We start from the raw sequence: 22,770 nt of genomic DNA, 5'->3' as shown, positions 1-22,770 counted from the left end.
TAAAGGCAATCCATGCAAAGAAGAGATTTTTTTAAATTTAGTGGTATTTTAGGTGCGGCCAGTCTGCTTCCAAACGCTATCCTAGCGAGCGAAAATGGCGCTTTAGAGCCAAAAAAGAGGACGTTTGACGTTAGCTTCAAGCATCAGCTCGTAGAAAAGGGCGAAATTTCAAAAATTTGGGTGCCCCTCACGCTTCACAGCGAGTATCAGCATCTAGTAAAAGACTACGCGATCAACACGACCGCAAATAACGCTTTCATCTCGGATACGCAGATACCGACTCTTTTTGGAGAATTTGCACCAAACGAGCAAAGACCAGTGCTAAATGTTGATTTTAGGATAGAGACGATCGAGCGAAATACCGATTTTAGCAAAGTAAACTACGATCCTAACGAGAAAATGGAGCCGTCGATACTGGAATTTTTAAAGCCGACCTCGCACATCCCGACTACGGGCGTGGTAAAAGATAAGGCGCTTGAGATAATAGGCGACGTAAAAGGCGATCTAGAGCGTGCAAGAGCGATATATACGTGGGTCGCAAACAATATGCAACGCGATAACAGCGTATTAGGATGCGGGCTTGGCGATGTCAAAGCCATACTTGAAAGCGGCAAGCTGACCGGCAAATGCACCGATATAAACTCCGTTTTCGTCGGGCTTTGCAGATCGGTCGGCATACCTGCGCGTGAAATTTTTGGCATCAGAGTAGGGCAGTCGAGATTTTCCGATCAGATGGGTAGCGCAAAGGACGGCCTGGCTAAAATTTCAGGCGGACAGCACTGCAGGGCTGAATTTTATCTAAAAGGCTACGGCTGGATACCAGTCGACCCTGCCGACGTTACGAAGGTGCGCCTAGGAGAGAAGCTCTCTAACGACGACAGCAAGCTAGCGCACATACGCGAATATCTCTTTGGCAACTGGGAGATGTGCTGGATAGCCTTCAACTACGGACGCGACTTCGTCTTGACGCCGGAGCCTGCGCAGTCTCCGCTAAACAACTTTGGCTATCCGTATGCCGAAGTGGACGGCAATACTCAAAACTACTACTCTCCAAAAGAATTCAGCTACGACTACACATCTTTGGAGATCAAGGATTGAAGCCTATTTGGCTCATATTGACATCTCTTGGTAGCGCATTTGCCGCTACCTTGTGCTGTTTGCCCGCGCTTTTATTTTTGCTCTTTGGCACATCGTTTTCTTTTTTGTCCTGGACGCAAGGACTTTATGAGTATAGGACGCTGTTTTCGGTGCTTGCACTCGTCTCTTTCGTGCTTTGCGGTATTTTTATATTTTATAAGCCAAAAAGTTGCGCACTAGGAGCCGGTCGCAAAAAATGGCTGTTTATCTACATCATATCAGGAGCGATCGTGCTGTGCTTGCTATTCTATCCTGAAATTTTAGGGAAATTTTATGCGTAAAATTTTACTCATCGCACTACTTTGCGTGGGGGCGTTCGCCCAAACGATAAGTATCTATATCGAGGCGATGCACTGTCCGCTTTGCACCGCTATCGTGAGGAAAGCGCTGCTGGAAGTTGCCGGCGTGCAAAAGGCCAGCGTCTCGCTAAAGACGCGTACAGCCGTAGTCGAGGCGGATGAAAATGTCGATAAAGACGCGATGCTTGAAGCGATAAAAGCGACCGGGTATCCTGGTGTCATAAAATAAGGAGAAAATATGTCAAAAGATGAAATCCTGGCTAAATTCGAGACTCTTAGCAAAATTCCACATTGCAGTTTCGACACTAAGCAGATGCGCGAATTTTTAGCGGACTTTGCGCGCTCACATGGATGCAAGGTCAGCATAGACGAGGTAGGCAACATCCACGCCGTAAAGGGCGAGCCTAAAATTTGCCTGCAAAGCCACTATGATATGGTCTGCATGGGCGACGCGCCAAATATCAAGATCAGATACGACGATGACGGCTTTATGCGGGCTCATAATTCCTCTCTTGGCGCTGACAACGGTATAGGCGTAGCCATAATGATGCAAATGCTTGGCGAATTTAAAAATATCGAGTGTTTATTTACTAACGACGAAGAGGTCGGTTTGATCGGTGCGAACGGCTTTAAGGGACAACTGATCTCTAAAAAACTCCTAAATTTAGACAGTGAGGATAATAACGAGGTCATCATAGGCTGTGCCGGCGGTATAAACGTATTTGCCGCGATGAACGTGCGAGATAAGCACGAGGCGCAAGGAGAGCTTTACGAAGTGCGCGTGAGCGGCTATCCTGGCGGACACTCGGGAAACGAGATACATAAGGACATACCAAACGCGATCAAAATTTTAGCTAGATTTTTACGCGAAAACGGCTGCAAGATCGTGAAATTCGAGGGTGGCGAGAGGAGCAACTCCATACCATCATCTGCCAGTGCGCTTGTGATGAGCCAAAAGGATCTGCAAAGTGAAAATGAAAAGATAGCCATAAAAAAACTAGGTGGCAAGGCTGAAATTTTAGCCGACGGGGATAAAATTTTAGCCCTTGTGAATTCGTTTTCTCAGGGCGTGCGAAGCTTTAGCAAAGAGCTTAATATGCCAAACGATAGCGTAAATTTATCTATCGTGAAATTTGACAATGACAAGGTCGAGGCGGAATTTTTCGCTCGCTCGGTCAGCTTTGAAGGGCTAAAAAGGATGGAATTCGAGCTTAGCGAGCTTGCCAAGGCGCTTGGCTTTGAGGTGCGAGTGCAGGATCGCTCTGCGCCGTGGAAGCCGGTCGGAGGAGAATTTGCAGACGATGTTTTAAAAGAGCTTCAAAAATTCTGCCCAAATGCCGTCATAACGGCCATACACGCCGGGCTTGAATGCGGGGTGCTTTTAGAGAAACATAAAAATTTAGAGGCTACATCGATCGGACCAAACATCTACTCACCTCACTCCGTAAATGAGCGCTGCGAGATCGCATCCGTAGGCGTGATAACGCAGGTCGTGCGAAATATAATGACAAAAAATCAGTGATGGAATTTCACTCTGAAATTTTATCCTTACTTTTGCAAAGGTCGTTTAGGATGCACTGCGCACACAGCGGCTTTTGCGCCTTACAGGTGTAGCGTCCAAAGAGCACCATCGCCTGGTGTAGCCTGCCAAGCTCGGTTTTAAAAATTTCACTCAGATCCACCTCTGTGGCTTCGGGAGTCTTTGCCCTGCTTAGACCTAGTCTGTGCGACACGCGAAATACATGCGTATCCACAGCCATCACGTTTGCGCCTGTCGCCTCTAAGAGCACGACGTGAGCGGTCTTTTGTCCGACGCCGGCTAGCTTTATCAGCTTGCTTTCATCAAGCGGGATCTCGCCGTCATGCTCAGCCATGACGCTTTTTGCCATTTTTATCAGATTTTGAGCTTTGTTGTTAAAAAAGCTGCATGAATTTATAAGCAGCTTCACGCTGGCTAAATTCGCGTTCGCCATCGCTTTGACGTTCGGATAGGCCTCAAAAAGCGCAGGAGTAATGAGATTTACGCGCTTGTCGGTGCATTGAGCCGAGAGCATGACGCAAACTATTAGCTCGTAAGGGCTTTTGAACCTTAGCTCGCTTTTTGCGTCCTTGTAGGCTAAAAGCAACCTGCTTTTTATCTGTGAAATATCTTTTTTACTTCTCATTTTGGTATTTTATCAAATTTTATAAGTTAAATGAAAAGTTATGGCTTTATTTGGTATAATGACCGCCTAAAATCAATTTTTCTAAAGGATTTGTATGAAAAAATTTTTATTTCCAGCTATTTTGAGTTTGGCTGCTGCTATCAGCCTAAATGCCGCTGTCGTGGCAACTGTTGACGGAGAAAACATAAATGATACGGATATTTCTGCACTTTTGGCTGCCGCTATGCCTGGATTTGACGCCAGCAAGCTTCAACCTAACGAGAAAAAACGCATCATAGACGATCTCATAAACAGAAAGCTTCTTTTAAAAGACGCTAAGGCATCAGGTATCGAAAAAGATCCGGAGTATATAAAAGCTGTTCAAGCCGCACAAGAAGGCATCGCGGTAGAGCTTTATATGAGGAAAATTTTTGACGGTATCAAAACGAGTGACGATGAGCTTAGAAATTTCTACAATAAAAACAAAGATAGCCTAAATCAACCGGCTCAAGCGCGTGCCAGCCATATCCTAGTCGAGGATGAGAAGACCGCAAACGCGATCATAGCTCAGCTTAAAAATTTAAAGGGCGATGCTTTGGCTAAGAAATTTGCCGAGCTTGCACAAGCAGATTCTATTGACAAGGGCTCTGCAGCTCACGGTGGCGAGCTTGGATGGTTTGGACAAAGCCAAATGGTAAAACCTTTCGCAGACGCGGTATTTTCGATGAGCAAAGGTAGTGTATCTACTAAACCTGTCAAATCTCAATTTGGATACCACATCATCTTGAAAGAGGACTCAAAACCAGCTGGCGTCGTAAGCTTCGAACAGGCTAAACCTCAAATCGAGCAAGCCGTCAAAATGGAGAAATTTCAAAACACTATAAGACAAAAAGGCGATGCACTTCGCGCGAAAGCCAAAATAGAGTATAAATAAAATTTCGGAGGATAAAATGGGCGTTTTAGATGTTGTAAAAGCAGGCGTTTTGAGTGGTGAGGACGTAAATAGACTATACACTTTTGCAAAGGAACAAGGCTTTGCGATACCGGCTGTAAATGTTGTGGGAAACAACTCTGTAAATGCCGTCCTGGAGGCTGCCAAGACGGCAAATTCGCCCGTTATCATCCAGTTTAGCAACGGCGGAGCCAGCTTTTACGCTGGCAAATCATGCCCTAAGGCCGATGTTTTAGGTGCGATAGCCGGCGCAAAGCATGTGCATTTGTTGGCCCGTGAATACGGCGTGCCTGTCGTGCTTCATACCGATCACGCCGCAAGGAAGCTACTGCCTTGGATAGACGCTCTCATCGAGGCTAGCCGCGAGCATAAGCGCGCATTTGGCGTGCCTCTTTTTAGCTCGCATATGCTTGATCTTAGCGAGGAGAGTCTTGATGAAAATTTAAGCACTTGTGAAAAATACCTAAAAAAGCTCAGTGAGCTTGGCATCAGCCTGGAGATCGAGCTTGGTGTGACGGGCGGCGAAGAGGACGGTGTGGATAACACAAGCGTTGATAACGCGCTTCTTTATACGCAACCTGAAGACGTCGCGCTTGCTTACGAGAGACTTGGCAAGATAAGCGATAAATTCAGCATCGCAGCTAGTTTTGGCAACGTTCATGGCGTCTACAAGCCGGGAAATGTCGTGCTAAGGCCTGAAATTTTGAAAAATTCTCAAGCTTACGTAGCTAAGAAATTTAATACCAAAAACGACAAGCCCGTAAATTTCGTATTTCACGGCGGTAGCGGTAGTGAGCTTAAGGACATCAAAGATGCAGTGAGCTACGGCGTCATAAAGATGAATATCGACACCGACACGCAGTGGGCGTTTTGGGACGGAGTGCGTGAGTACGAGGCCAAAAATCACGGCTATTTGCAAGGGCAAATCGGCAACCCGGAAGGTGAAGATAAGCCTAATAAAAAATATTACGACCCGCGCAAATGGCTAAGATGCGGTGAGGAGAGTATGGTTAGGCGCTTGCAGACTGCATTTAGCGACCTAAACTGCATCGATAGGAACTAAATTTATGCAAAATCAAAACGATTTTAGCGACCTTGCTATGCCTAAAGCGCAGGCCGGTCGCTCTACCTTTGTCTTTTTTAAAATCATCTTTTTCCCTCTCGCGATCTATATTTTAGCTTTATTGGCCTATCTTGGCTTTATAAATTTTCAAATGAAGCTTCATACGATCGTGATGATGGGTGTTATTTTGTTTGTGGCGCTTCTTTTTACGCGTCATAGCGCAGAACTGGCATACAGCCTTTTTGCGTCTAAGATAGACGATTTTAGAGCCAGTCTCAAAGAGTTTATCATCTCACGCCTGCTTGAAATTTCAGGCATCAAAAAATCAAACGCGAAATTTGATGATTTTTTGGAGCTTTACACCAGAGATTTTAGAAATGACAATCTAGCTAGTATCGGTGCTGCCGTTTTCCCGATGCTTGGAATTTTAGGTACTTTCATAAGTATCGCTATCTCGATGCCAAGCTTTAGCTCAAGCACATCAGGAGAGCTTGAAAAAGAGATCGGAGTGCTTTTAAACGGCGTAGGAACGGCTTTTTACGTTTCGATCTACGGCATTTTCCTGGCGCTTTGGTGGATGTTTTTTGAAAAGATCGGGATGAGTAAATTTGAAAAATTTGCAAACGAGCAAAGGGAGCTCAGCCGCCAGTTTTTCTGGCAAAAGGACGAGCTGGAGCAGCGATATATGAGCGCGGCTACGAGTCACTTTGACGATATAAAAAATATGTTCAAACGAGTCAGCAACGAGGAATTTTTTGGTAGACTAGACGACATGATCGAGTCTAAATTCAGCTCGTATATGCAGCTTCAAGATCTAGAAAAGCAAATCATCAGCGAAGCTAGAGTTGGGCTGGAACAAGGCGTGAATTTACTGAATAAAACCGCCAGCAAGCAAGATGAATTCATCAAAATTCACTCCGATATCTTAAAGGCGATCTCGGGATTTAGCGCTGGCATAAAAGAAATGGAGCTAAATTTACTGACCGGATACAATAAGCTAAGCGACATCTCGCAGGAGCGTTCGCATACGCTAGATAAAAATGCGGCTAAATTCGAACAAGGGCTAAAGATGCTTGAAGCAAGCCTTAAAGAATTTTCACTAAAGCTCATAAACGAGCAAGAAAACGCTATGCGAGCCTTTAAAGAGAGCATGCTTCAAGGCGTGGGCGCTTTTAAAAACGCTTACGAGCAAGAGGTCAAAAACGGCGAGCGTGACAAAGAGCGCGAAGCCCTTATCGCAGAGCTTAAAAAGAGCATAGACGAGATAGACAAAGAGGCTAGCCTCGTGATCAAAAAAATAGAAAATGCAAATTTGATAGATGAAGATAGATAAAAGCGATCAAAATTCCTCCACGTTTTGGGTCTCGTATGCCGACTTGATGGCGGGATTGCTTTTTGTCTTTATGCTACTGATAGGCGCCATAGTCGTAAAATACGTCCTCTCGCAAAATACGCTTGCCGACAAAGAGCAGGCCATCATCCTAGCCCTTGCAAATTTAAAGGACGAGCAGGGTAAAAATTTTACTCTCGATCAGCTAAATTCAGCCCTAAAAAACGAGCTCGCAAAGATAAGCGACGAAAATTTGAACCTTAAAAAATCAAACGATATCTTTGTGATCCAGATAGACGCGCTAAAACAAAAACTAAAACAGCTCATAGAGGAAAATGCCGATGCCAACGCCAGTATAGCCGATTTAAACGCCAGTATTTTCAGTCTTAATCAAAAAATGATCGTTTTAAACGACGATCTAGCCGCCAGAGATAGTGCGCTTGAGGAGGCGAACGCCAGTAATGAGAAAAATTTAGCCAAGATAGCCTTTTTGCTTGAGCAAGTAAGTGCAAAAGAGGCTAGATACGACGAGCTTTTACGCGATCTAAACGTTACTAAAAACCGCATAAAAAATCTGACCGGCATCCGCGTGAAAGTCATTTCCGAGCTTAAGGACAAGCTAGGCGGCAGTATCGCGATCGATCCAAACTCTGGTGCGCTAAAGCTTAGCTCCTCGGTGCTCTTTGACAAGGGCAAAGCTGAGCTGAAAGAGGAGGTCAAAGATGAGCTTAGAACCACGCTTGAAAAGTATTTTGATGTGCTTTTAAATGACCCCCAGATCAGTAAAAATATCGATCAGATCATGATAGAGGGCTTCACCGATAGCGACGGCAGCTACCTTTACAACCTCGAACTCTCGCAGCGTAGAGCCTATGCGGTGATGGACTTTATAAACTCATACAACAAAGACGCCAGGCTGCAAAAGCTCTTGGTCGCTAGCGGACGTAGCTACAACGAGCTTATTATGAGGGACGGAGCCGAGGACAAGGACGCATCGCGCCGTATCGAGATAAAATTTTCGATCTCCAACAAAGACGCCATAAACGAGATAGAAAAATTTTTGGAGCTAAAGAGTGATAGAGCCTTTTAGCTTTCACGGGCGTGAATTTTATCTTTTAAGAGATGATTTGCTGGGAGATTTCAACGGCAACAAAGCCAGAAAGCTCGAATACTTTCTAAACGCCGATCTTAGCGGCTTTAAACGTATCGTTTCGCATGGATCCAGTCAGTCGAATGCGATGTACTCGCTAAGCCTCTTTGCAAAGATAAAAAATTTAGAATTTTGCTATGTCGTTTCGCACCTAAATTCAAATTTAAAGCAAAATCCGGTCGGGAATTTCAAATTCGCCCTTGAAAACGGCATGAAAATTTTCGTAGTCGAGGATAGGGTGAAATTTGCAAAAGAGCTTGCCGATACGGCGGATGCGCTTTTTATAAACGAGGGCGTAGCCCAAAACGAAGCGGAGTACGGCTTTAAAACGCAGGCTGATGAAATTTTGACTTGGAGTGAAAAAAGCGGCGTGAGTCCGGATATTTTTTTGCCTTCGGGCACCGGTACGAGCGCTACATACCTAGCCAAACATATAGATCTAAACGTCTTTACCTGCCCGTGCGTAGGAGACGCGAAGTATCTGCGAGAGGAGATTGCGGCGCTTGATGAGCATTCGCGGGTCAAAATTTTAACTCCGCCCAAAAAATATCATTTTGGCGATCTAAAGCTCGAGCTTTATGAAATTTGGCAAGAGCTAAAGGCTAGCGGCGTGGAATTCGAGCTTATTTATGACCCAGTCGGATTTATTACGATGTTTGCAAATTTAAAGGAATTTAAAAACGAAATTTTATACATCCATCAAGGCGGGTTGCTCGGCAATATAAGCCAAAAAATGAGATATGAAAGAAAATTTAAAAACCATTTCAAAAAGGATCAGGGATGAAATTTTTACACTCTACGGACAGTGATTTTAGGGCGAAATTTACGCAGCTTGTGAAGCGATCGGATATGGATATGAGCGGTGTTTTGCCTGTTGTCACGCAGATAATCGATGAGGTGAAAAACGGCGGAGATGAGGCGCTTTTTGCGCAGATCGCTAAATTTGACAAATTTAGCCCGACTAGCAAAAACGACCTGATGATCGGCGTAGACGAGATGTCTCGCGCCTACAACGGCCTCGATAATTCGCTGAGGCTAGCGCTAAATTTAGCCTATGAGCGCATAAAATCATATCACGAGCGCTCAAAGCCTGCTACTTGGACGTTTAAAGACGATCATGGCATCTTGCTGGGTGCAAAATACACGCCGGTAGATCGTGCGGGGCTTTATATCCCGGGCGGCAAGGCGGCCTATCCCAGCTCGCTTTTGATGAACGCCGTGCCCGCGATAGTAGCCGGTGTAAAAGAGATCGTAGTCTGCACACCAGCCATCGGCGGCAAGGTAAATCCTCTCTTGCTTGCTGCGATGCATCTTTGCGGTATAAAAACTGCCTTTAAGATAGGCGGAGCCAGCGCTATCGCCGCGATGGCATACGGCACACAAAGCGTGCCTAAAGTGGACGTGATAACAGGCCCCGGAAACATCTACGTCGCTACGGCTAAAAAGCTAGTTTATGGTGAGGTGAATATCGATATGATAGCAGGTCCTAGCGAGATAGGCATCATCGCCGATGAGAGCGCGGACGCCCGCCATGTGGCTATCGATTTGCTCTCTCAAGCCGAGCATGACGAGCTTGCCAGTAGCTTTTTGATAACGCCGGTGGAGGCCTTTGGCAGGCAGGTACAAAGATATGTCGAGGATGAGCTAAAGACGCTAAAACGCGAGCCTATCGCATCTGTTAGTATGCGAAACAAGGCCGCCATCATCATCGCAAAGGACATGAAAGAGTGCGTGGAGCTGATGAACGAGCTGGCAGTAGAGCACCTAGAGATCGCTACAAACGATGCGCTTAGCTATCTTGACGAGATAAAACATGCCGGAGCGATATTTTTCGGACATTTTACGCCTGAGGCGATGGGAGACTATCTGGCAGGGCCAAATCACACTTTGCCAACCGGTGGTAGCGCGCGTTTCTACTCACCTTTGGGGGTTGAAAATTTCATGAAAAGAAGCTCGATAATCTCCGTCAGCAGAAAGGGCATAAAGGAGCTTGGCAAGGCCTGCATGCAGCTAGCCGAGGCAGAAGGGCTAGGCGCTCACGAGAGATCGATCAGAGTGCGTCTAAACGACTGATAAAGCTGGAATTTATAAATTTTAAGCTATCATCAAGCAAAATTTAAAGGATAAGAGATGCAAATAAACGGGACGTCTGTGGGCTCTGGATACAATGTTTCACAAAGAGCAGAAGAGCAAAAGACACAGCAGGAAAAGGCTTTGCAAAATATCTCCGCCGTGCGTGCATTAAGCGGGATCGACGGGGCGAATTTAGCGATCGCGGACTCTTTACTAAGTCAGAGCAATACCCTAGAGCAAGGCATCGCAAATGCAAATGACGCGATAGGGATGCTAAATATCGCTGACTCTACGCTTTCAAATTTAAGCCAAAGCGCAAACCGCATCAACGAGCTCTCCGTATCTCTAGGCAGTGCGGCGCTAAACAGCGATCAAAGGTCGATGATACAAAAAGAGATAAGCTCACTTTCGCACTCTATGTCGCAAAGCGTGCAAAATGCTACGTTTAACGGCAAAAGTGTATTTGGCTCGGAGCTAAATTTCGTGACGGGCGAGGGCGTGCAAAGCATAAATTTAAGCACCGAGTCTATCACAAATGTAGCGGTGGACGGCTCAAATGCAAATGATATAATGCAAAATATAAATTCTTTACGCACGAATATCGGCTCCGCTCAAAACGGTATAGCCGCAGGCATAAACGCTTCGATCGCTCAAAGTATAGCGCTTCGTCAAAGCGAGAGCGGACTACAAAACAACGATATAGCTAAAAACGTAAATGACTTGCAGCAAGCAAATTTAAATATCGATGCTAGTATCCTCGCTCAAGTGCACAACATCTCAAATCTACAAAGCCAAATGGACAGACTTTTGGCTTAAATTTTATCCAGGCCGCCTTTGGCTTGGATATTTTTTAAATCTCTTTTTGGCTCTCTTATAATAAATAATTGACACTTGCTTCGCTTCTGCTTTGCAGTTGCGAACGGAGTGAAGCAAAAACCCTGTTCGCTCCAGGAGCGACCTAGCACGGACGCGAACAGCGTTTGTGCGGAAGCGAGTAGCCGTTCTCGAGCTTGCGAGAGTAGCGAACGAAGTGAAGCTAAGCATATAGCACGATTTTTTCTGCTTCGCGTTGCTCGCAGCTTTTCAAGACGCTTCGTTACACTACTCAAACGCTGTTCGCGTTTTCCCTGCAAGCAGACCGCGTTCAGCCTGTGGCTTCTCTGCTCGTAGCGAAGTCTCATTACGAGGGCGCAGCACGAAGTAAAAATCGGCGGCGATAAGCTCGCTAGCAAGGTTTTTACAGGGATGCTGTTCGTATTCTCCTGCTTTGAAATATGAAAATCAATGAAATATTGTAACAGAGCCTTCTTTTTTAAAAAAGCATTGATAAATTTTTAAAAGCTTCATTTCTGCTTTATTTTATTTCGTTTGCAGCTTTTTAAGAAATAGCCGTGCAGTAAAATAAGATGAGAGCAAAGAGCAGGATGCCTAACTGTATTGTGCTTTGCTTGTAGTTGCGAAACGAATTCGAAGCGGAGCAGGTACTGTCGACTTTTAGGGTAAGCCGTTAGACCAAGCGTGGTTTTTTAAATTACGATGGTAAAGCGTTTGTTTGAAGTAATATTAAATTTAACTGAAATTTTAGGAGAGGAGGGGCTAAATTTACCCCTCGATATAGTTTTTGAGCTTTCTGCCTACTTTCGGGTGTTTTAGCTTTTTGATAGCGGAGCTTTCTATCTGCCGGACACGCTCGCGAGTCACGTTTAGAGCTTTGCCTATCTCTTCAAGAGTGCGATCGCTCTCGTCTTCAAGCAGTCCAAATCTCATGCAGATGACGGCCTTTTCACGGTCATTTAGCTGTGACAAGACATCATCTATCTGCTCTCTTAGATCGCCTTTTAAAATCTGCTCTATCGGTGAAAGCGAGCTTTTATCCTCTACAAAATCGCCAAATTTTCCATCCTCTTCGTTTGCGATAGGGGCTTCTAGACTGATAGGCTCTTTCGTTATTTTTATGACTTGCTTTACTTTATCGACACTTAGTCCGACCTCTTTTGCGATAACGCTCACATCAGGCTCTTTGCCCTCTTCTTGCAGATATTTGCGGTTGATTTTATTGATACGGTTTATCGTCTCTATCATGTGTATCGGTATGCGGATAGTGCGAGCTTGATCGGCTATAGCGCGACTGATAGCTTGGCGTATCCACCATGTGGCATAGGTGGAAAATTTATATCCTTTGCGGTATTCGAATTTATCGACGGCTTTCATGAGACCGATATTGCCCTCTTGTATGAGGTCCAAAAACGGTAAACCGCGGTTCGTATAGCGCTTGGCGATAGATACTACAAGGCGCAAATTCGACTTTGCCATACGAGCTTTGGCTTCGTCTGATATTTTCTTGCCGCGCTTGATTTGCTCTAAAATTTCCTTTAAGCGTGCGGGCTCCAGGTCAAAGCCTTGCTTGCTCGCTTCTTTTGTTGTAAAGAGCTTTTTGATCTCGACATAAGTAGAAACCATCGTCGCCTCAGGCACGCGAGCTGCGATCTCCTCCTTGTTTAGTTTGATGATGTCTTTTAGTATGCTTTTGTGATTTTTCTTGAGCTCATCGCTAAACATCGGCAAGCGATACTCCAGGCGCTTTAGCTCGCGGTCAAACTCATCATCACTTTTTAGAGCGGTCTCCATGGACTTTACGATCTCGCTTATGAGCTTACTGGTCGGCCCTAGATCCATCAGCTTGTCTTTTAAAATTTTCTTTTTAAAAGCAAGGGTGAGCTTTGACATAGTGTCCTCTACTTCGACCTTTTCTTGCTTATTTACGGTTTTTAGCCACTCTTTTTTTGCTTTTTCAAGAGCTTTGAAGCTTTCGATGACCTTTTCTGCGCGTTTATCGTTTTTGAGCGATTTTTTGGGCGCTTCCTCGTCTTCGTTCTCTTCGTCCTCGTCGTTCTCGATGTCCTCGTCTTCGCTCTCGCTCTCGTCTTCAAAGCTTTTAAAAAGCTCTTTGACGCGGCGCTCTCTGTTGATGAGCGGCTCTTTGTAGTCAAGTATGAAATCTATCAAAAACGGCACCGAGCAAAAGGCGTCTATAATGATATCTTCGCCAAGCTCGATCTTTTTACTGATCTCGACCTCTTCGTCTTTTGTAAGCAGTGAAATTTGCCCCATTTCTCTTAGATACATCCTCACCGGACTATCCGAGCGCGACCACTCTAAAAAGTCGTTGTCACTTGTCAGATCGAGGTCTTCTTCGATATTCACATCCGTTTTTTGTATATTTTCAAGGCGCTTTTTCGCATCGGCGATATTTCTCATCTTTGCGATCTCGGCAGCTGTCATCAGCTGGACTTTATGTGTTTTAGCAAGCTGCTCTATCTTTTTTATCATCGTCGCCGTAGGCGCTTTGTCTAATAATTTTACGAGTTTTTCATAGGTGAGAAAACCTTTTGCATTTTCAGTGAAAAGCTCCTCTATTTGGCTCAAAGCTTCTTTTGCGGCACTCATAAAATTTCCTTTCTGATTTTGCATTTTGTGTATCGTAAATCTTTTGTTAAAGAAGAAAATGGATTATACCCAAATTTTATTAAATGTTTATAAAAGAAAAGTTGGAACGCATTTTGCTTTATACTCGTAAAAATCAAAATTTATAGGAAATTTCCATGCAAAACGGCTACTATCAGGCCACTGCCGGAATGGTGACGCAGTTTAACAGATTAAACGTCATATCAAACAACTTAGCCAACGTAAATACGATAGGATTTAAGCGAAATGACGTCGTTATCGGGGATTTTGAGAGAATTTTCAAAGAGACTCAAGACGAGCTGCCGCTAAAAAATCACACCAAAGACGCGGCAAAATTTCTAAACAGGACTCTTGATCGTGTCCCGCAAGTGAGCGAAGAATACACCGATTTTAGCGCTGGAGGCTTTAAATACAGCTCCAATACGCTCGATTTTGCTATCAAGCGCGAGGATATGTTTTTTCTAGTGGATACTCCAAATGGCGTGAGGCTGACTAAAAACGGCTCGTTTAACCTCGATGAGGACGGCTTTATCGTTACAAAAGAGGGATACCGCGTGTTGCCAAACAACTATCAGGCCTTAGCTCCTGAGCAAAGAGGCATACAAGCACCCCTAGATCGCAGTCTAAGCGTCGATAAAAACGGAAATATCTATACTATGAACGAGGGCGAAAGCGAGCAAATTTCAAAATTTTTCATCGCTCAACCACGTGAGATAAGAGAGCTTAAAAAGATAGGAGACAACCTTTTTGAGCCTAAAAATTTAGACGATGTGATAGATATCGACGATGCCGACACTCTGATGCAAGGCTACGTGCAGATGTCAAACGTAAATCCCGTTACCGAGATGGTCGGACTCATCGAGACACAGCGCCTTGTGGATATGTATCAAAAGGTCATGACAAGCCATATGACCGACCTCAACCAAGACGCAGTTCAAAAACTAGCGCTTAAAGCTTAAAGGATAAAGACATGATGAGATCACTTTATACGGCTGCTACGGGCATGATCGCTCAGCAGACGCAAATAGACGTTACTTCAAATAACATAGCAAACGTAAATACCTACGGATATAAGAAAAATCGCGCGGAATTTGCCGATTTGATGTATCAAGTCATGGAATACGCAGGCACGGCGACTAGCCAGACGACCACGAGCCCGACTGGTATCGAGGTGGGACTGGGCGTCAGACCTACGGCGATAAATAAAATTTTCTCTCAGGGCTACTTTAAGGAAACCAGCAACAACCTTGACATGGTCATTGCCGGCAACGGCTTTTTCCAGCTTCAGCTACCTGACGGCACTACGGCATACACTAGAAACGGTGCGTTCAAGCTTGACTCCAACGGAACGATCGTAAATTCCGACGGATATCAGCTCATTCCTCAGATCGCCGTGCCTGCAAATGCTACGCAAATTTCGATAGGTACGGACGGAACGGTCTCGGTTTTACAAGCCGGAGAGACCAATATGGCGCAAATAGGCCAGATACAAATAGCAAATTTCATCAACCCGGCAGGCCTTCACTCGATGGGCGATAACAACTATCTAGAAACCGCAGCGAGCGGGGACGCGGTAGTAGGTGTAGCCGGGCTTGACGGGCTTGGCACGATCAGACAAGGCTTTGTTGAGATGAGTAACGTGCAGCTAGTCGAGGAGATGACCGACCTCATCACGGGTCAGCGTGCCTACGAAGCCAACTCAAAGGCGATCACGACGAGCGACTCGATGCTTGAGATCGTAAACGGACTTAAAAGGTAGAAAATGATCGTGATGCTTAGTATAGTCGGCTTCATCTTGCTTATTTGGGTCGTTGATGTGCTTTATTTTTCACAAGACGACTCCTCGGCCAGCGAGAGTAAAGACCGCAAAAAGGCCTTGAACTAAAATTTTGCTTCTATTTTGATCAAAGGATGAAATTTAAAATTGATTCTGTTAAAATATTTCATTGATTTTTGGATTTCAAAGCGAAGTCAAACCTTGTGAAGCGACGCTATCGCCGCCGATTTTTACTTCGTGCTACGCACTCGTAACGAGACTTCGCTACGAGGACAGGGAAGCGATAGCTGACCGCGGTCTGCTTTGCAGTTGCGAGTGCAACGAAGCAAAAAATCGTGCTATATGTTCGGCGTCTTGCGGAGTGAACAGGGTTTGCAAAGTAAACGTCAATGATTATCATAACGGAGTCTTAAAATTTCACCCTTTGATCCGCTATGTTTTAGCCAAAATTTCTCAAATTTTAGATACTATTTGCGCTTAAATTTAAGGAAAAATATGTCGTTTAACTACGTTTTTAAGCTTAGCATACCGATATTTATGGGCTATTTCCCGCTGGGTGTGGCGTTTGGGATACTGGCAAACAGCATGGGGGTGAGCACGCTTATCGCGATGACTCTTAGCATGCTCGCATACGGCGGTGCGGCGCAGTTTATGATGCTCTCGCTTTTTAGCGCGGGCACAGGGCTTGTTGAGGTTTTTATCGTCTCTTATCTCGTAAATTTACGCCACACGTTTTACGCTCTTGCGCTGCTAAAAGAATATAACGGGCTGAAATTTCGCCTCTTTAACATCGCCACGCTAACGGACGAGACCTTTGCTATCTTTAAAACGCTCAAAATTTCAGGCGCCGCCGAGCGCAGTTTCATTTTTACTTGGCTAAATTTCCTCTCGTGGCTTTACTGGGCACTTGGCACGCTCGTTGGCTACGTGGCTGGCGGCCTCATCAAAGTCGATATGAGCGGGCTTGAATTCTCCCTCACGGCGCTTTTTATCGTGATCGTTATAGAAATGTTTAAAAACGATAAAAATTTCAAAGTCCTTTTTGTCGCGTGCTTTTTTGGCGTAGTGGGCGTGGCGTGCATGCCCGCAAAGGCGCTGCTCGTGGGCTCGATGGCGCTTTGCTTCGTGTTTATTTTGGTGTTTAAGGAGCGACTATGATAAGCGTAAATTCCAGCGAGTGGCTCGTTTTCGTCGCGGTTTTAGTGAGTGCGTTCGCGACTTTTCTCACGCGGGCGATGCCCTTTTATGCGGTCAAAAACTACAAGCCAAGCCCGTGGCTAAGTGCTATCGAGCGGCACATGGGGCTGATGATAATGGTGATTTTGGTCTTTTACGCGCTAAAAGACACTAAATTTAGCGTCTTTCCATACGGGTTGAACGAAGCCGTCGGGGTGCTGAGTGCGGTATTTATTCATCTAAAATTTAAAAATACCTTGCTTAGCATTGTGATTTCGACAGCGATTTATATGGTTATGATAAGAATTTTTTAAAAAAATATAAAATTTAAAAATTAATATGAAATTTAAGTGTCAAGCGCTATAATCTTTTAGAAAATTTCTGCTAAAGGAGAAGACATGCGTTTCATTTGTAAGGTGGTATTTTTCATGCTTTTAGGTTCTATGGTGGCTTTTGCAAAACCTACGATCTACATTTTAGCAACAGGCGGCACGATCGCCGGTAGCGGCTCCGGTGCGCTTGATAGCAGCTACACCTCGGGCACGGTCACGGTCGATAAGCTCATCGCCGCAGTGCCTGAAATAAACAAGATCGCCACGATCAAAGGCGAGCAAATTTCAAACATCGGCTCACAGGAGATGAATAACGAAGTTTGGCTAAAACTAGCTAAGCGCGTAAATGAGCTGCTAAATAGCGGCAAGGCCGACGGTATCGTCATCACACACGGCACCGACACGATGGAGGAGACGGCGTATTTTCTTGATCTCGTCGTCAAAAGCGACAAACCAGTCGTCATGGTCGGAGCGATGAGAAACAGCGGTTCGCTAAGTGCGGACGGCCCGTTAAATTTATTTAACGCCGTAAATGTCGCGATGAGCAAGGATAGCGTAGGCAAGGGCGTCGTGGTAACGATGAACGACGAGATCCACGCCGCACGCGAGGTGACAAAGACGAACACAACGGGCGTGGATACATTTAAATCTCCAAACGCCGGCAAGATCGGCACAGTCTTTTACGGCAACGTCAAATACTACATGACCCCGGCACGCAAACACACGACAAAAAGCGCATTTGACATCGAAAAGATCAAGGAGCTACCGCGCGTGGATATTATTTTTAGCCACTCAAACGATAACCCGGACTTCATAAATTTAGCCGTCGCAAACGGCGCTAAGGGCATCGTAAATGCGGGCATGGGCAATGGCAATCCTTTCCCAAGCGCGCTTGAAGCCCTAGGCGAAGCGGTCAAAAAGGGCGTCGTAGTCGTGCGTGACTCTCGCGTAGGCAGCGGCGAGACCACGATGAACGGTGAAGTCGATGATACGAAATACGGCTTTTTAACCAGCGACAACCTAAACGTGCAAAAAGCCAGAGTCCTACTGATGCTAGCCCTTGCGACCACGAACGACAAGGCTAAGATCCAGGAATTTTTCCTAACCCATTAAAAATTTAAGGCGGTAAATTTGCCGCCTTTGTTTATTTTATACAACTTTGCTTCAACAAAGATCTTAAAAGCCAAATTTTTGTTAAAATAGAGCTTAAATTTATGATTTTAGGCTTAAAATTTTGCAGTTGAATTTTGGGAGCTGTTATGAATTCATTGCTTTTTGTCATCACGTTTTTGCCTATCAGCCTGATGCCTGGCATCAACATGACACTCGCGCTTAGCTTTGGCATGGCTCTTGGCTACCGCCGCACTCTGCCGATGCTCGCGGGGCAGGTGTTTTCGCTCCTATTTATCGCGGTTTTATGTATATTTGGCATCGGCGCACTACTCATCAAATACACCCTTGCTTTTAGCATTTTTAAAATTTGTAGTGGAATTTACCTCATCTACCTTGGCGTAAAGGGCTTTTTAAGGCGCGGCGGCGTCAATGTCAAAAGCGTCAAAGGCGATAAAAGTGGCGTAGGACTTTTTGTAAAAGGCGCGCTCATATCGCTGTCAAATCCAAACGCGTGGATATTTCTAGCCGCGATCTTGCCGGCATTTTTAAACAAAGCCGACCCATTTGGCGGAGATATGTATCTGCTTTTATTTTTGCTTTTTATCGTGGAAATTTTCGCGTTAAATGTCTATGCGCTGGGCGGTATGGCTTTTAAAAAGCTGCTCGCAAACCACCTGCGGATTTTGGAGATCGTATCTGCATTTTTGATGTGTTTTATCGGTGTTTGGATGATCGTGAATTAAAAATTTAGCTTTGTTTTGTTAAAATCGCTCAAATTTAAATTTAAGGTCAAAAATGACAGGCAAAGTCTGGAAATTCGGCGATAACATCGACACCGACATCATCATCGCTGCGCGCTATCTAAACACATCCGATGAAAACGAGCTCGCAAAGCACATCATGGAGGACGCCGATCCCAAATTTAGCTCCAAGATCGCAAAAGGCGATATCATCGTCGCGGGCGAAAATTTTGGTTGCGGCAGCTCACGCGAGCACGCACCGTTAGCTCTCAAAGCCGCTGGTATCGGGGCTGTCGTGGCAAAGAGCTATGCGAGGATCTTTTACCGAAATAGCTTTAATACCGGGCTTTTGATACTTGAAATTTCACAAACTGACGAGCTAAACGAGGGCGATGAGCTAAAAATCGACGTGGATAACGGCACAATCATAAATTTAAGCACTCAAAAAGAGTATAAATTTAACCCGATCCCGCCGTTTATGCAAGAGCTTTTAAAAAGTGGCGGACTGATCGAATATGCAAAAGCGAAAGCAAAATGAGGACGGTCATGAAAAGATATAAAATTTGTGTGATAAAGGGCGATGGCATCGGTCCCGAGATCGTCGATGAGGCGATCAAGGTGCTTGACGCAGCGAGTGCGAGATTTGGCTTTACGCTCGAGCTTGACTACAAGCTGATGGGCGGGGCAGCGATAGATGTGTTTGGCGAGCCGCTACCTGATGAGACTTGTCAAAGCGCGCTGGGCTCGGATGCTGTGCTTTTTGGCGCGATAGGCGGTGCTAAATGGGACGACCTGCCACGCGATAAACGTCCTGAAAGCGGGCTTTTGAAGCTACGAAAGAGCCTTGAGGCGTTTGCAAATTTACGCCCTGCCGTGATATATGACGAGCTCATAGACGCTAGTGCTTTAAAGCCCGAAGTGGTTAGAGATGTCGATATTTTGGTGGTTCGCGAGCTGACTGGCGGGCTTTATTTTGGTCAGCCGCGCGAAAAAAAAGATGATAGCGCCTTTAACACGATGATCTATACGAAAGCTGAGATCGAGCGCATCGCAAAGGTCGCATTTGAGGCCGCGATGAAGCGTAAAAGACGCGTTTGCCTGGTCGATAAGGCAAATGTGCTAGAGACCAGCCAGCTTTGGCGTGAGGTCGTAAGCGAAGTGGCGAAGGACTATCCTGACGTAAATTTGGAATTTATGTATGTCGATAACGCTGCGATGCAGCTGGTGCGCGCTCCTAGGCAGTTTGACGTGATCCTAACAGAAAATTTATTTGGCGATATCCTAAGCGATGAGGCTAGCATGGTTTGCGGGTCGATCGGGCTTTTGCCAAGTGCTAGCATAGGCGGCAAAGTAGGCATCTACGAGCCGATACACGGCAGTGCACCGGACATCGCAGGGCAGGGCATCGCAAATCCTATCGCGACGATACTAAGTGCGGCGATGATGCTAAGATACGCGTTAAATCAAGAAGAAGCCGCCATGACGATAGAAAATGCCGTGAAAAGAGTGCTTGCAGAGGGGTATAGGACAAAAGATATCGCCTCATTCGGCGCTAAAGAGATATGCACGACCTCGGAAATGGGCGGCATAATAGCAAAATACGTAGAAAAACCATGAAAAATACGATAACAGAAGCCCTTATATACGAGTCTCAAGGGCTAATGGACGATGCACTCGAGGCTTATAAAAATATCCTGAAGCAAAATCCCTCAAATAAGGACGCGCTCGCGGCTATCCGCCGTCTAAGCGGGCTTCGCAAGGCGCGAAAGATACAAAACGAGCAGATGAAAGACTTTTTCATCGATATGAAGACTCCAGAGGAGATAACCGAATTTAAAAGGTGGTTGATAAGATTATGAAGCTTGATGATATAGCCAAAATGGCGATAGACGAGGTCAGCGCGGAGCTAGAAAAGATAGAGACCATAGCTAAACGCAAGGATGAAGCTCAGCGCGAAAAAGAGCCGCCCGCCAAAGACGTCAGCGTAGATGTAAGCGCGCAAAAAGCGCATGAGCCTAGTCAGGGCGCGATGCCGACGCAAGATGAGAGCCGCGATATCATAAGCAGTGAAGAGATATTTTTGAAAAATTTGCGCGAGCGTATCGAGGTGCTTTTTGAGGGGCTAAATGAAATGCCAAAGGAGAATTTACAAAGCCGCTTGGAGCTGACACTTAAATTTTTAGAATTTACGCTCGCAAATGTCGAAAATAGGCTCGAAAATCTGCCAAAATAGCGACCTTGACGAGGTGCGCCGCCTACTAGCACCTCACACTACTCGTGTCTACCTAGTAGGTGGCTGTGTGCGCGACACGCTGCTAGGGCGCGAGATCTACGACTACGACATCGAGATCTATGACATCTACCCGCATAAATTTGACGCGCTTATGCAAAGTATCGGTGCTAGCGGCGTTGGCAAAAGCTACTTCATCTACAAATTTAAAAACTTCGACCTAGGCCTCCCTCGTAGCGAGAGCAAAACGGGTGAGCGGCACAAAGACTTTGCCGTCAGCTACATAAACGACCCGCGCACAGCGTGTTTGCGACGTGATTTTACCATTAACGCCATGATGATAAATATCTTTGATGGCGAACTTTTGGACTTTTACGGCGGGCGAGATGACTTGCGCGGGCAAATTTTACGTCACATCGATGAAGCTAAATTTTGCGAGGACGCGCTAAGGGTGCTTCGTGGAGTGCAGTTTAGCGCGAGACTTGGCTTTACCATCGCGCCTGAAACGCTAAATCTGATGAAAAAGCTGCCACTTGAAAATCTAAGCCGTGAGCGCATAAACGCCGAGCTCGTTAAATTTTTTAAAGCGCCAAATTTACACATCGGCGCGCGTTATTTATTTGAGCTAAATTTGCTTGGCTGGCTATTTGGTAAGTTTGTGGGTGGCGAATTTAAGGGGCTTTGTATCTCGCGGCAAGAGTTTGATAAATTTAACGCCCTGCTGAAAAATGCGCGTAAATTTGTGAGTGACGAGCGGCTGTTTATTTATCTGCTTTGCGGATATTTCGGACTTGACGCGAGAGCAAATTTGGAGCGTTTGAAGCTACCAAAAAGCTTTTTTAGCGTTGAAAAAGAGCCGTTTTTTAAGGACGAGCCAAGTGACTTTGAGCTGATGAAAATCGCACTTAAAAAGCCGCTTAAATTTTGGCTTGGCTGCTACGATGAAAGCCGCATAAATAGGGCAAAGGAGCTTAAAATTTATGACGAGAGATTTAGCCCGGACATTAAAATGAATAAAATTTTGACACTTGGGCTAAAAGGCGAGCAGATCGGCGCGGAGATTAAAAGGCGGCAGGAAGCGGCGATAAGGGAGTATTTGACAAAGACGGATCGGGACTAGCCCGACCGAGATTAAAATTTGTAGTTGTAGCCTAGATAAACGTCCGAATTCGTGTGCTTTATCTTGTCTTTTTCATCGCCTATTTCAAGGTCGAATTTAGTTTTGTCGTATCGCACGCCAAACTCGAGCTCGTTTCTCTCATCAAAGCTGTAAATCCCGCCCAGTTTGCCGCCGATAGTCCAGTCTCTGCCGGTGTCCGAGATAGTGAGGCTGGCATTTGTAGTCGTGGCTTTTACGTCAAGGTCCAGGACGGTGAGGCCGGTATAAATTCCAGCTAAGAATTTGAAATTTCGCGTGATCTCTGGCGTGTAGTCAGCTCCGACTAGGAATTTATGCGTTTTCCACTTGGCTTCGATCGCGTCTGCTGCGTCTCTTTGGCTGGCTTTGCCCTCGCTACCGTAGATGTACTCGCCATAAACTCTCATCGCGTCAAAGTCGTAGCCACCCTTTATACCAAAGGTAGGCACAGCATCTCTCGTCTTGTCGCCATCTACTTTTAGCTCGTTGCCGCTCTTGTAGTTGTAGCCGCCGCTAACTCCCATAAAAGCACCCTTTGCTAGCGCAGACGAGCAGACTAATGAGCCCAACAAGGCTACCTTGAAACAAACATTTGAAATTTTCATTTCAACTCCTTTTATAAAAATGTGAGACAATTTTACCCCCCCCCCC

General features: G+C 45.5%; 27 protein-coding genes. 24 read left to right on the top strand and 3 right to left on the bottom strand.

Annotation, left to right across the window (positions count from 1 at the left end; genetic code table 11):
* Positions 1–12 precede the first annotated feature (12 nt).
* The 4 genes from HMPREF1139_RS03365 to HMPREF1139_RS03350 are packed head-to-tail and all read left to right on the top strand — an operon-like array spanning position 13 to position 2,958.
* Positions 13–1,098, top strand: a complete 1,086-nt coding sequence (locus HMPREF1139_RS03365; protein WP_009649956.1) for a transglutaminase-like domain-containing protein — start codon at positions 13–15, stop codon at positions 1,096–1,098.
* Complete coding sequence (locus HMPREF1139_RS03360) at positions 1,095–1,418, top strand: aryl sulfotransferase (protein WP_009650238.1); 324 nt, start codon at positions 1,095–1,097, stop codon at positions 1,416–1,418. Before HMPREF1139_RS03365 ends, HMPREF1139_RS03360 begins: the two co-directional genes overlap by 4 nt.
* Entirely contained in the window at positions 1,411–1,665 is a 255-nt protein-coding gene (locus tag HMPREF1139_RS03355) for a heavy-metal-associated domain-containing protein (RefSeq protein WP_009650125.1), read from the top strand. Before HMPREF1139_RS03360 ends, HMPREF1139_RS03355 begins: the two co-directional genes overlap by 8 nt.
* A gap of 9 nt (positions 1,666–1,674) precedes the next feature.
* Positions 1,675–2,958, top strand: coding sequence for a M20/M25/M40 family metallo-hydrolase (locus tag HMPREF1139_RS03350; protein ID WP_009649938.1), 1,284 nt, complete (start codon positions 1,675–1,677; stop codon positions 2,956–2,958).
* A 7-nt stretch (positions 2,959–2,965) separates the two neighbouring features.
* Here HMPREF1139_RS03350 and nth read toward each other — a convergent pair whose 3' ends face one another.
* Positions 2,966–3,601, bottom strand: a complete 636-nt coding sequence (gene nth, locus HMPREF1139_RS03345; protein ID WP_009650367.1) for an endonuclease III — start codon at positions 3,599–3,601, stop codon at positions 2,966–2,968.
* 94 nt (positions 3,602–3,695) lie between these two features.
* Between nth and HMPREF1139_RS03340 the strand changes: the two genes are divergently transcribed.
* The 7 genes from HMPREF1139_RS03340 to HMPREF1139_RS03310 are packed head-to-tail and all read left to right on the top strand — an operon-like array spanning position 3,696 to position 10,964.
* The gene (locus tag HMPREF1139_RS03340; protein WP_009650011.1) at positions 3,696–4,514 is read left to right on the top strand and encodes a peptidylprolyl isomerase; all 819 of its coding nucleotides are present in this window, start codon (positions 3,696–3,698) and stop codon (positions 4,512–4,514) included.
* Between the two features lie 16 nt (positions 4,515–4,530).
* Positions 4,531–5,595, top strand: coding sequence for a class II fructose-bisphosphate aldolase (gene fbaA / locus HMPREF1139_RS03335; RefSeq protein ID WP_009650059.1), 1,065 nt, complete (start codon positions 4,531–4,533; stop codon positions 5,593–5,595).
* A gap of 4 nt (positions 5,596–5,599) precedes the next feature.
* Positions 5,600–6,928: a MotA/TolQ/ExbB proton channel family protein gene (locus HMPREF1139_RS03330; RefSeq protein WP_009650220.1), complete on the top strand. Its 1,329-nt coding sequence runs from the start codon at positions 5,600–5,602 to the stop codon at positions 6,926–6,928.
* The gene (locus HMPREF1139_RS03325; protein ID WP_009650264.1) at positions 6,915–8,015 is read left to right on the top strand and encodes an OmpA family protein; all 1,101 of its coding nucleotides are present in this window, start codon (positions 6,915–6,917) and stop codon (positions 8,013–8,015) included. Before HMPREF1139_RS03330 ends, HMPREF1139_RS03325 begins: the two co-directional genes overlap by 14 nt.
* The gene (locus HMPREF1139_RS03320; RefSeq protein ID WP_009649942.1) at positions 7,999–8,859 is read left to right on the top strand and encodes a pyridoxal-phosphate dependent enzyme; all 861 of its coding nucleotides are present in this window, start codon (positions 7,999–8,001) and stop codon (positions 8,857–8,859) included. Before HMPREF1139_RS03325 ends, HMPREF1139_RS03320 begins: the two co-directional genes overlap by 17 nt.
* Positions 8,856–10,148 (top strand): histidinol dehydrogenase, encoded by a 1,293-nt coding sequence (hisD, locus tag HMPREF1139_RS03315; RefSeq protein ID WP_009650364.1) that lies wholly within the window; start codon positions 8,856–8,858, stop codon positions 10,146–10,148. The genes HMPREF1139_RS03320 and hisD overlap by 4 nt, the downstream gene beginning before the upstream one ends.
* A 57-nt stretch (positions 10,149–10,205) precedes the next feature.
* Positions 10,206–10,964: a flagellin gene (locus HMPREF1139_RS03310; RefSeq protein ID WP_009650148.1), complete on the top strand. Its 759-nt coding sequence runs from the start codon at positions 10,206–10,208 to the stop codon at positions 10,962–10,964.
* A gap of 786 nt (positions 10,965–11,750) precedes the next feature.
* Here HMPREF1139_RS03310 and rpoD read toward each other — a convergent pair.
* Entirely contained in the window at positions 11,751–13,619 is a 1,869-nt protein-coding gene (rpoD, locus tag HMPREF1139_RS03300) for an RNA polymerase sigma factor RpoD (RefSeq protein WP_083845024.1), read from the bottom strand.
* Between the two features lie 131 nt (positions 13,620–13,750).
* On the opposite strand from rpoD, the gene HMPREF1139_RS03295 reads away from it, so the two are divergent.
* From HMPREF1139_RS03295 to HMPREF1139_RS03240, 13 genes are all read left to right on the top strand, one after another.
* Complete coding sequence (locus HMPREF1139_RS03295) at positions 13,751–14,572, top strand: flagellar hook-basal body protein (RefSeq protein WP_009649986.1); 822 nt, start codon at positions 13,751–13,753, stop codon at positions 14,570–14,572.
* Positions 14,573–14,583: 11 nt separating this feature from the next.
* Positions 14,584–15,372, top strand: a complete 789-nt coding sequence (flgG, locus tag HMPREF1139_RS03290; RefSeq protein WP_009650319.1) for a flagellar basal-body rod protein FlgG — start codon at positions 14,584–14,586, stop codon at positions 15,370–15,372.
* Between the two features lie 3 nt (positions 15,373–15,375).
* On the top strand, positions 15,376–15,498 hold the full coding sequence (locus HMPREF1139_RS11965) for a hypothetical protein (RefSeq protein WP_009650181.1): 123 nt from the start codon (positions 15,376–15,378) through the stop codon (positions 15,496–15,498).
* A gap of 61 nt (positions 15,499–15,559) precedes the next feature.
* Positions 15,560–15,871, top strand: a complete 312-nt coding sequence (locus HMPREF1139_RS03285) for a hypothetical protein (RefSeq protein ID WP_009650076.1) — start codon at positions 15,560–15,562, stop codon at positions 15,869–15,871.
* Positions 15,872–15,885: 14 nt separating this feature from the next.
* Positions 15,886–16,548: an AzlC family ABC transporter permease gene (locus HMPREF1139_RS03280; RefSeq protein ID WP_009650023.1), complete on the top strand. Its 663-nt coding sequence runs from the start codon at positions 15,886–15,888 to the stop codon at positions 16,546–16,548.
* A complete protein-coding gene (locus HMPREF1139_RS03275; RefSeq protein WP_009650310.1) occupies positions 16,545–16,880 on the top strand; it encodes a branched-chain amino acid transporter permease in 336 nt (111 codons plus the stop codon). The genes HMPREF1139_RS03280 and HMPREF1139_RS03275 overlap by 4 nt, the downstream gene beginning before the upstream one ends.
* An 84-nt stretch (positions 16,881–16,964) precedes the next feature.
* A complete protein-coding gene (locus tag HMPREF1139_RS03270; protein WP_009649996.1) occupies positions 16,965–18,011 on the top strand; it encodes a type II asparaginase in 1,047 nt (348 codons plus the stop codon).
* A gap of 146 nt (positions 18,012–18,157) precedes the next feature.
* On the top strand, positions 18,158–18,754 hold the full coding sequence (locus HMPREF1139_RS03265; protein WP_009650276.1) for a LysE family translocator: 597 nt from the start codon (positions 18,158–18,160) through the stop codon (positions 18,752–18,754).
* Positions 18,755–18,806: 52 nt separating this feature from the next.
* On the top strand, positions 18,807–19,289 hold the full coding sequence (locus HMPREF1139_RS03260) for a 3-isopropylmalate dehydratase small subunit (protein WP_009650121.1): 483 nt from the start codon (positions 18,807–18,809) through the stop codon (positions 19,287–19,289).
* A gap of 8 nt (positions 19,290–19,297) precedes the next feature.
* On the top strand, positions 19,298–20,368 hold the full coding sequence (leuB, locus tag HMPREF1139_RS03255; RefSeq protein ID WP_009650230.1) for a 3-isopropylmalate dehydrogenase: 1,071 nt from the start codon (positions 19,298–19,300) through the stop codon (positions 20,366–20,368).
* Complete coding sequence (locus HMPREF1139_RS03250; protein ID WP_009650329.1) at positions 20,365–20,610, top strand: tetratricopeptide repeat protein; 246 nt, start codon at positions 20,365–20,367, stop codon at positions 20,608–20,610. Before leuB ends, HMPREF1139_RS03250 begins: the two co-directional genes overlap by 4 nt.
* Positions 20,607–20,984, top strand: a complete 378-nt coding sequence (locus HMPREF1139_RS03245; RefSeq protein WP_009650172.1) for a CiaD-like domain-containing protein — start codon at positions 20,607–20,609, stop codon at positions 20,982–20,984. The genes HMPREF1139_RS03250 and HMPREF1139_RS03245 overlap by 4 nt, the downstream gene beginning before the upstream one ends.
* A complete protein-coding gene (locus tag HMPREF1139_RS03240) occupies positions 20,950–22,101 on the top strand; it encodes a CCA tRNA nucleotidyltransferase (protein ID WP_011992175.1) in 1,152 nt (383 codons plus the stop codon). The genes HMPREF1139_RS03245 and HMPREF1139_RS03240 overlap by 35 nt, the downstream gene beginning before the upstream one ends.
* An 11-nt stretch (positions 22,102–22,112) precedes the next feature.
* On the opposite strand, the gene HMPREF1139_RS03235 is transcribed toward HMPREF1139_RS03240, so the two are convergent.
* A complete protein-coding gene (locus HMPREF1139_RS03235; protein WP_009649951.1) occupies positions 22,113–22,724 on the bottom strand; it encodes an outer membrane beta-barrel protein in 612 nt (203 codons plus the stop codon).
* Positions 22,725–22,770 lie beyond the last annotated feature (46 nt).

Source organism: Campylobacter sp. FOBRC14 (assembly GCF_000287855.1).
GTDB classification, from domain to species: Bacteria; Campylobacterota; Campylobacteria; order Campylobacterales; family Campylobacteraceae; genus Campylobacter_A; species Campylobacter_A curvus.
The sequence above is the reverse complement of the archived record's forward strand: the minus strand, read 5'-3'. Positions and strand labels throughout refer to the sequence as shown.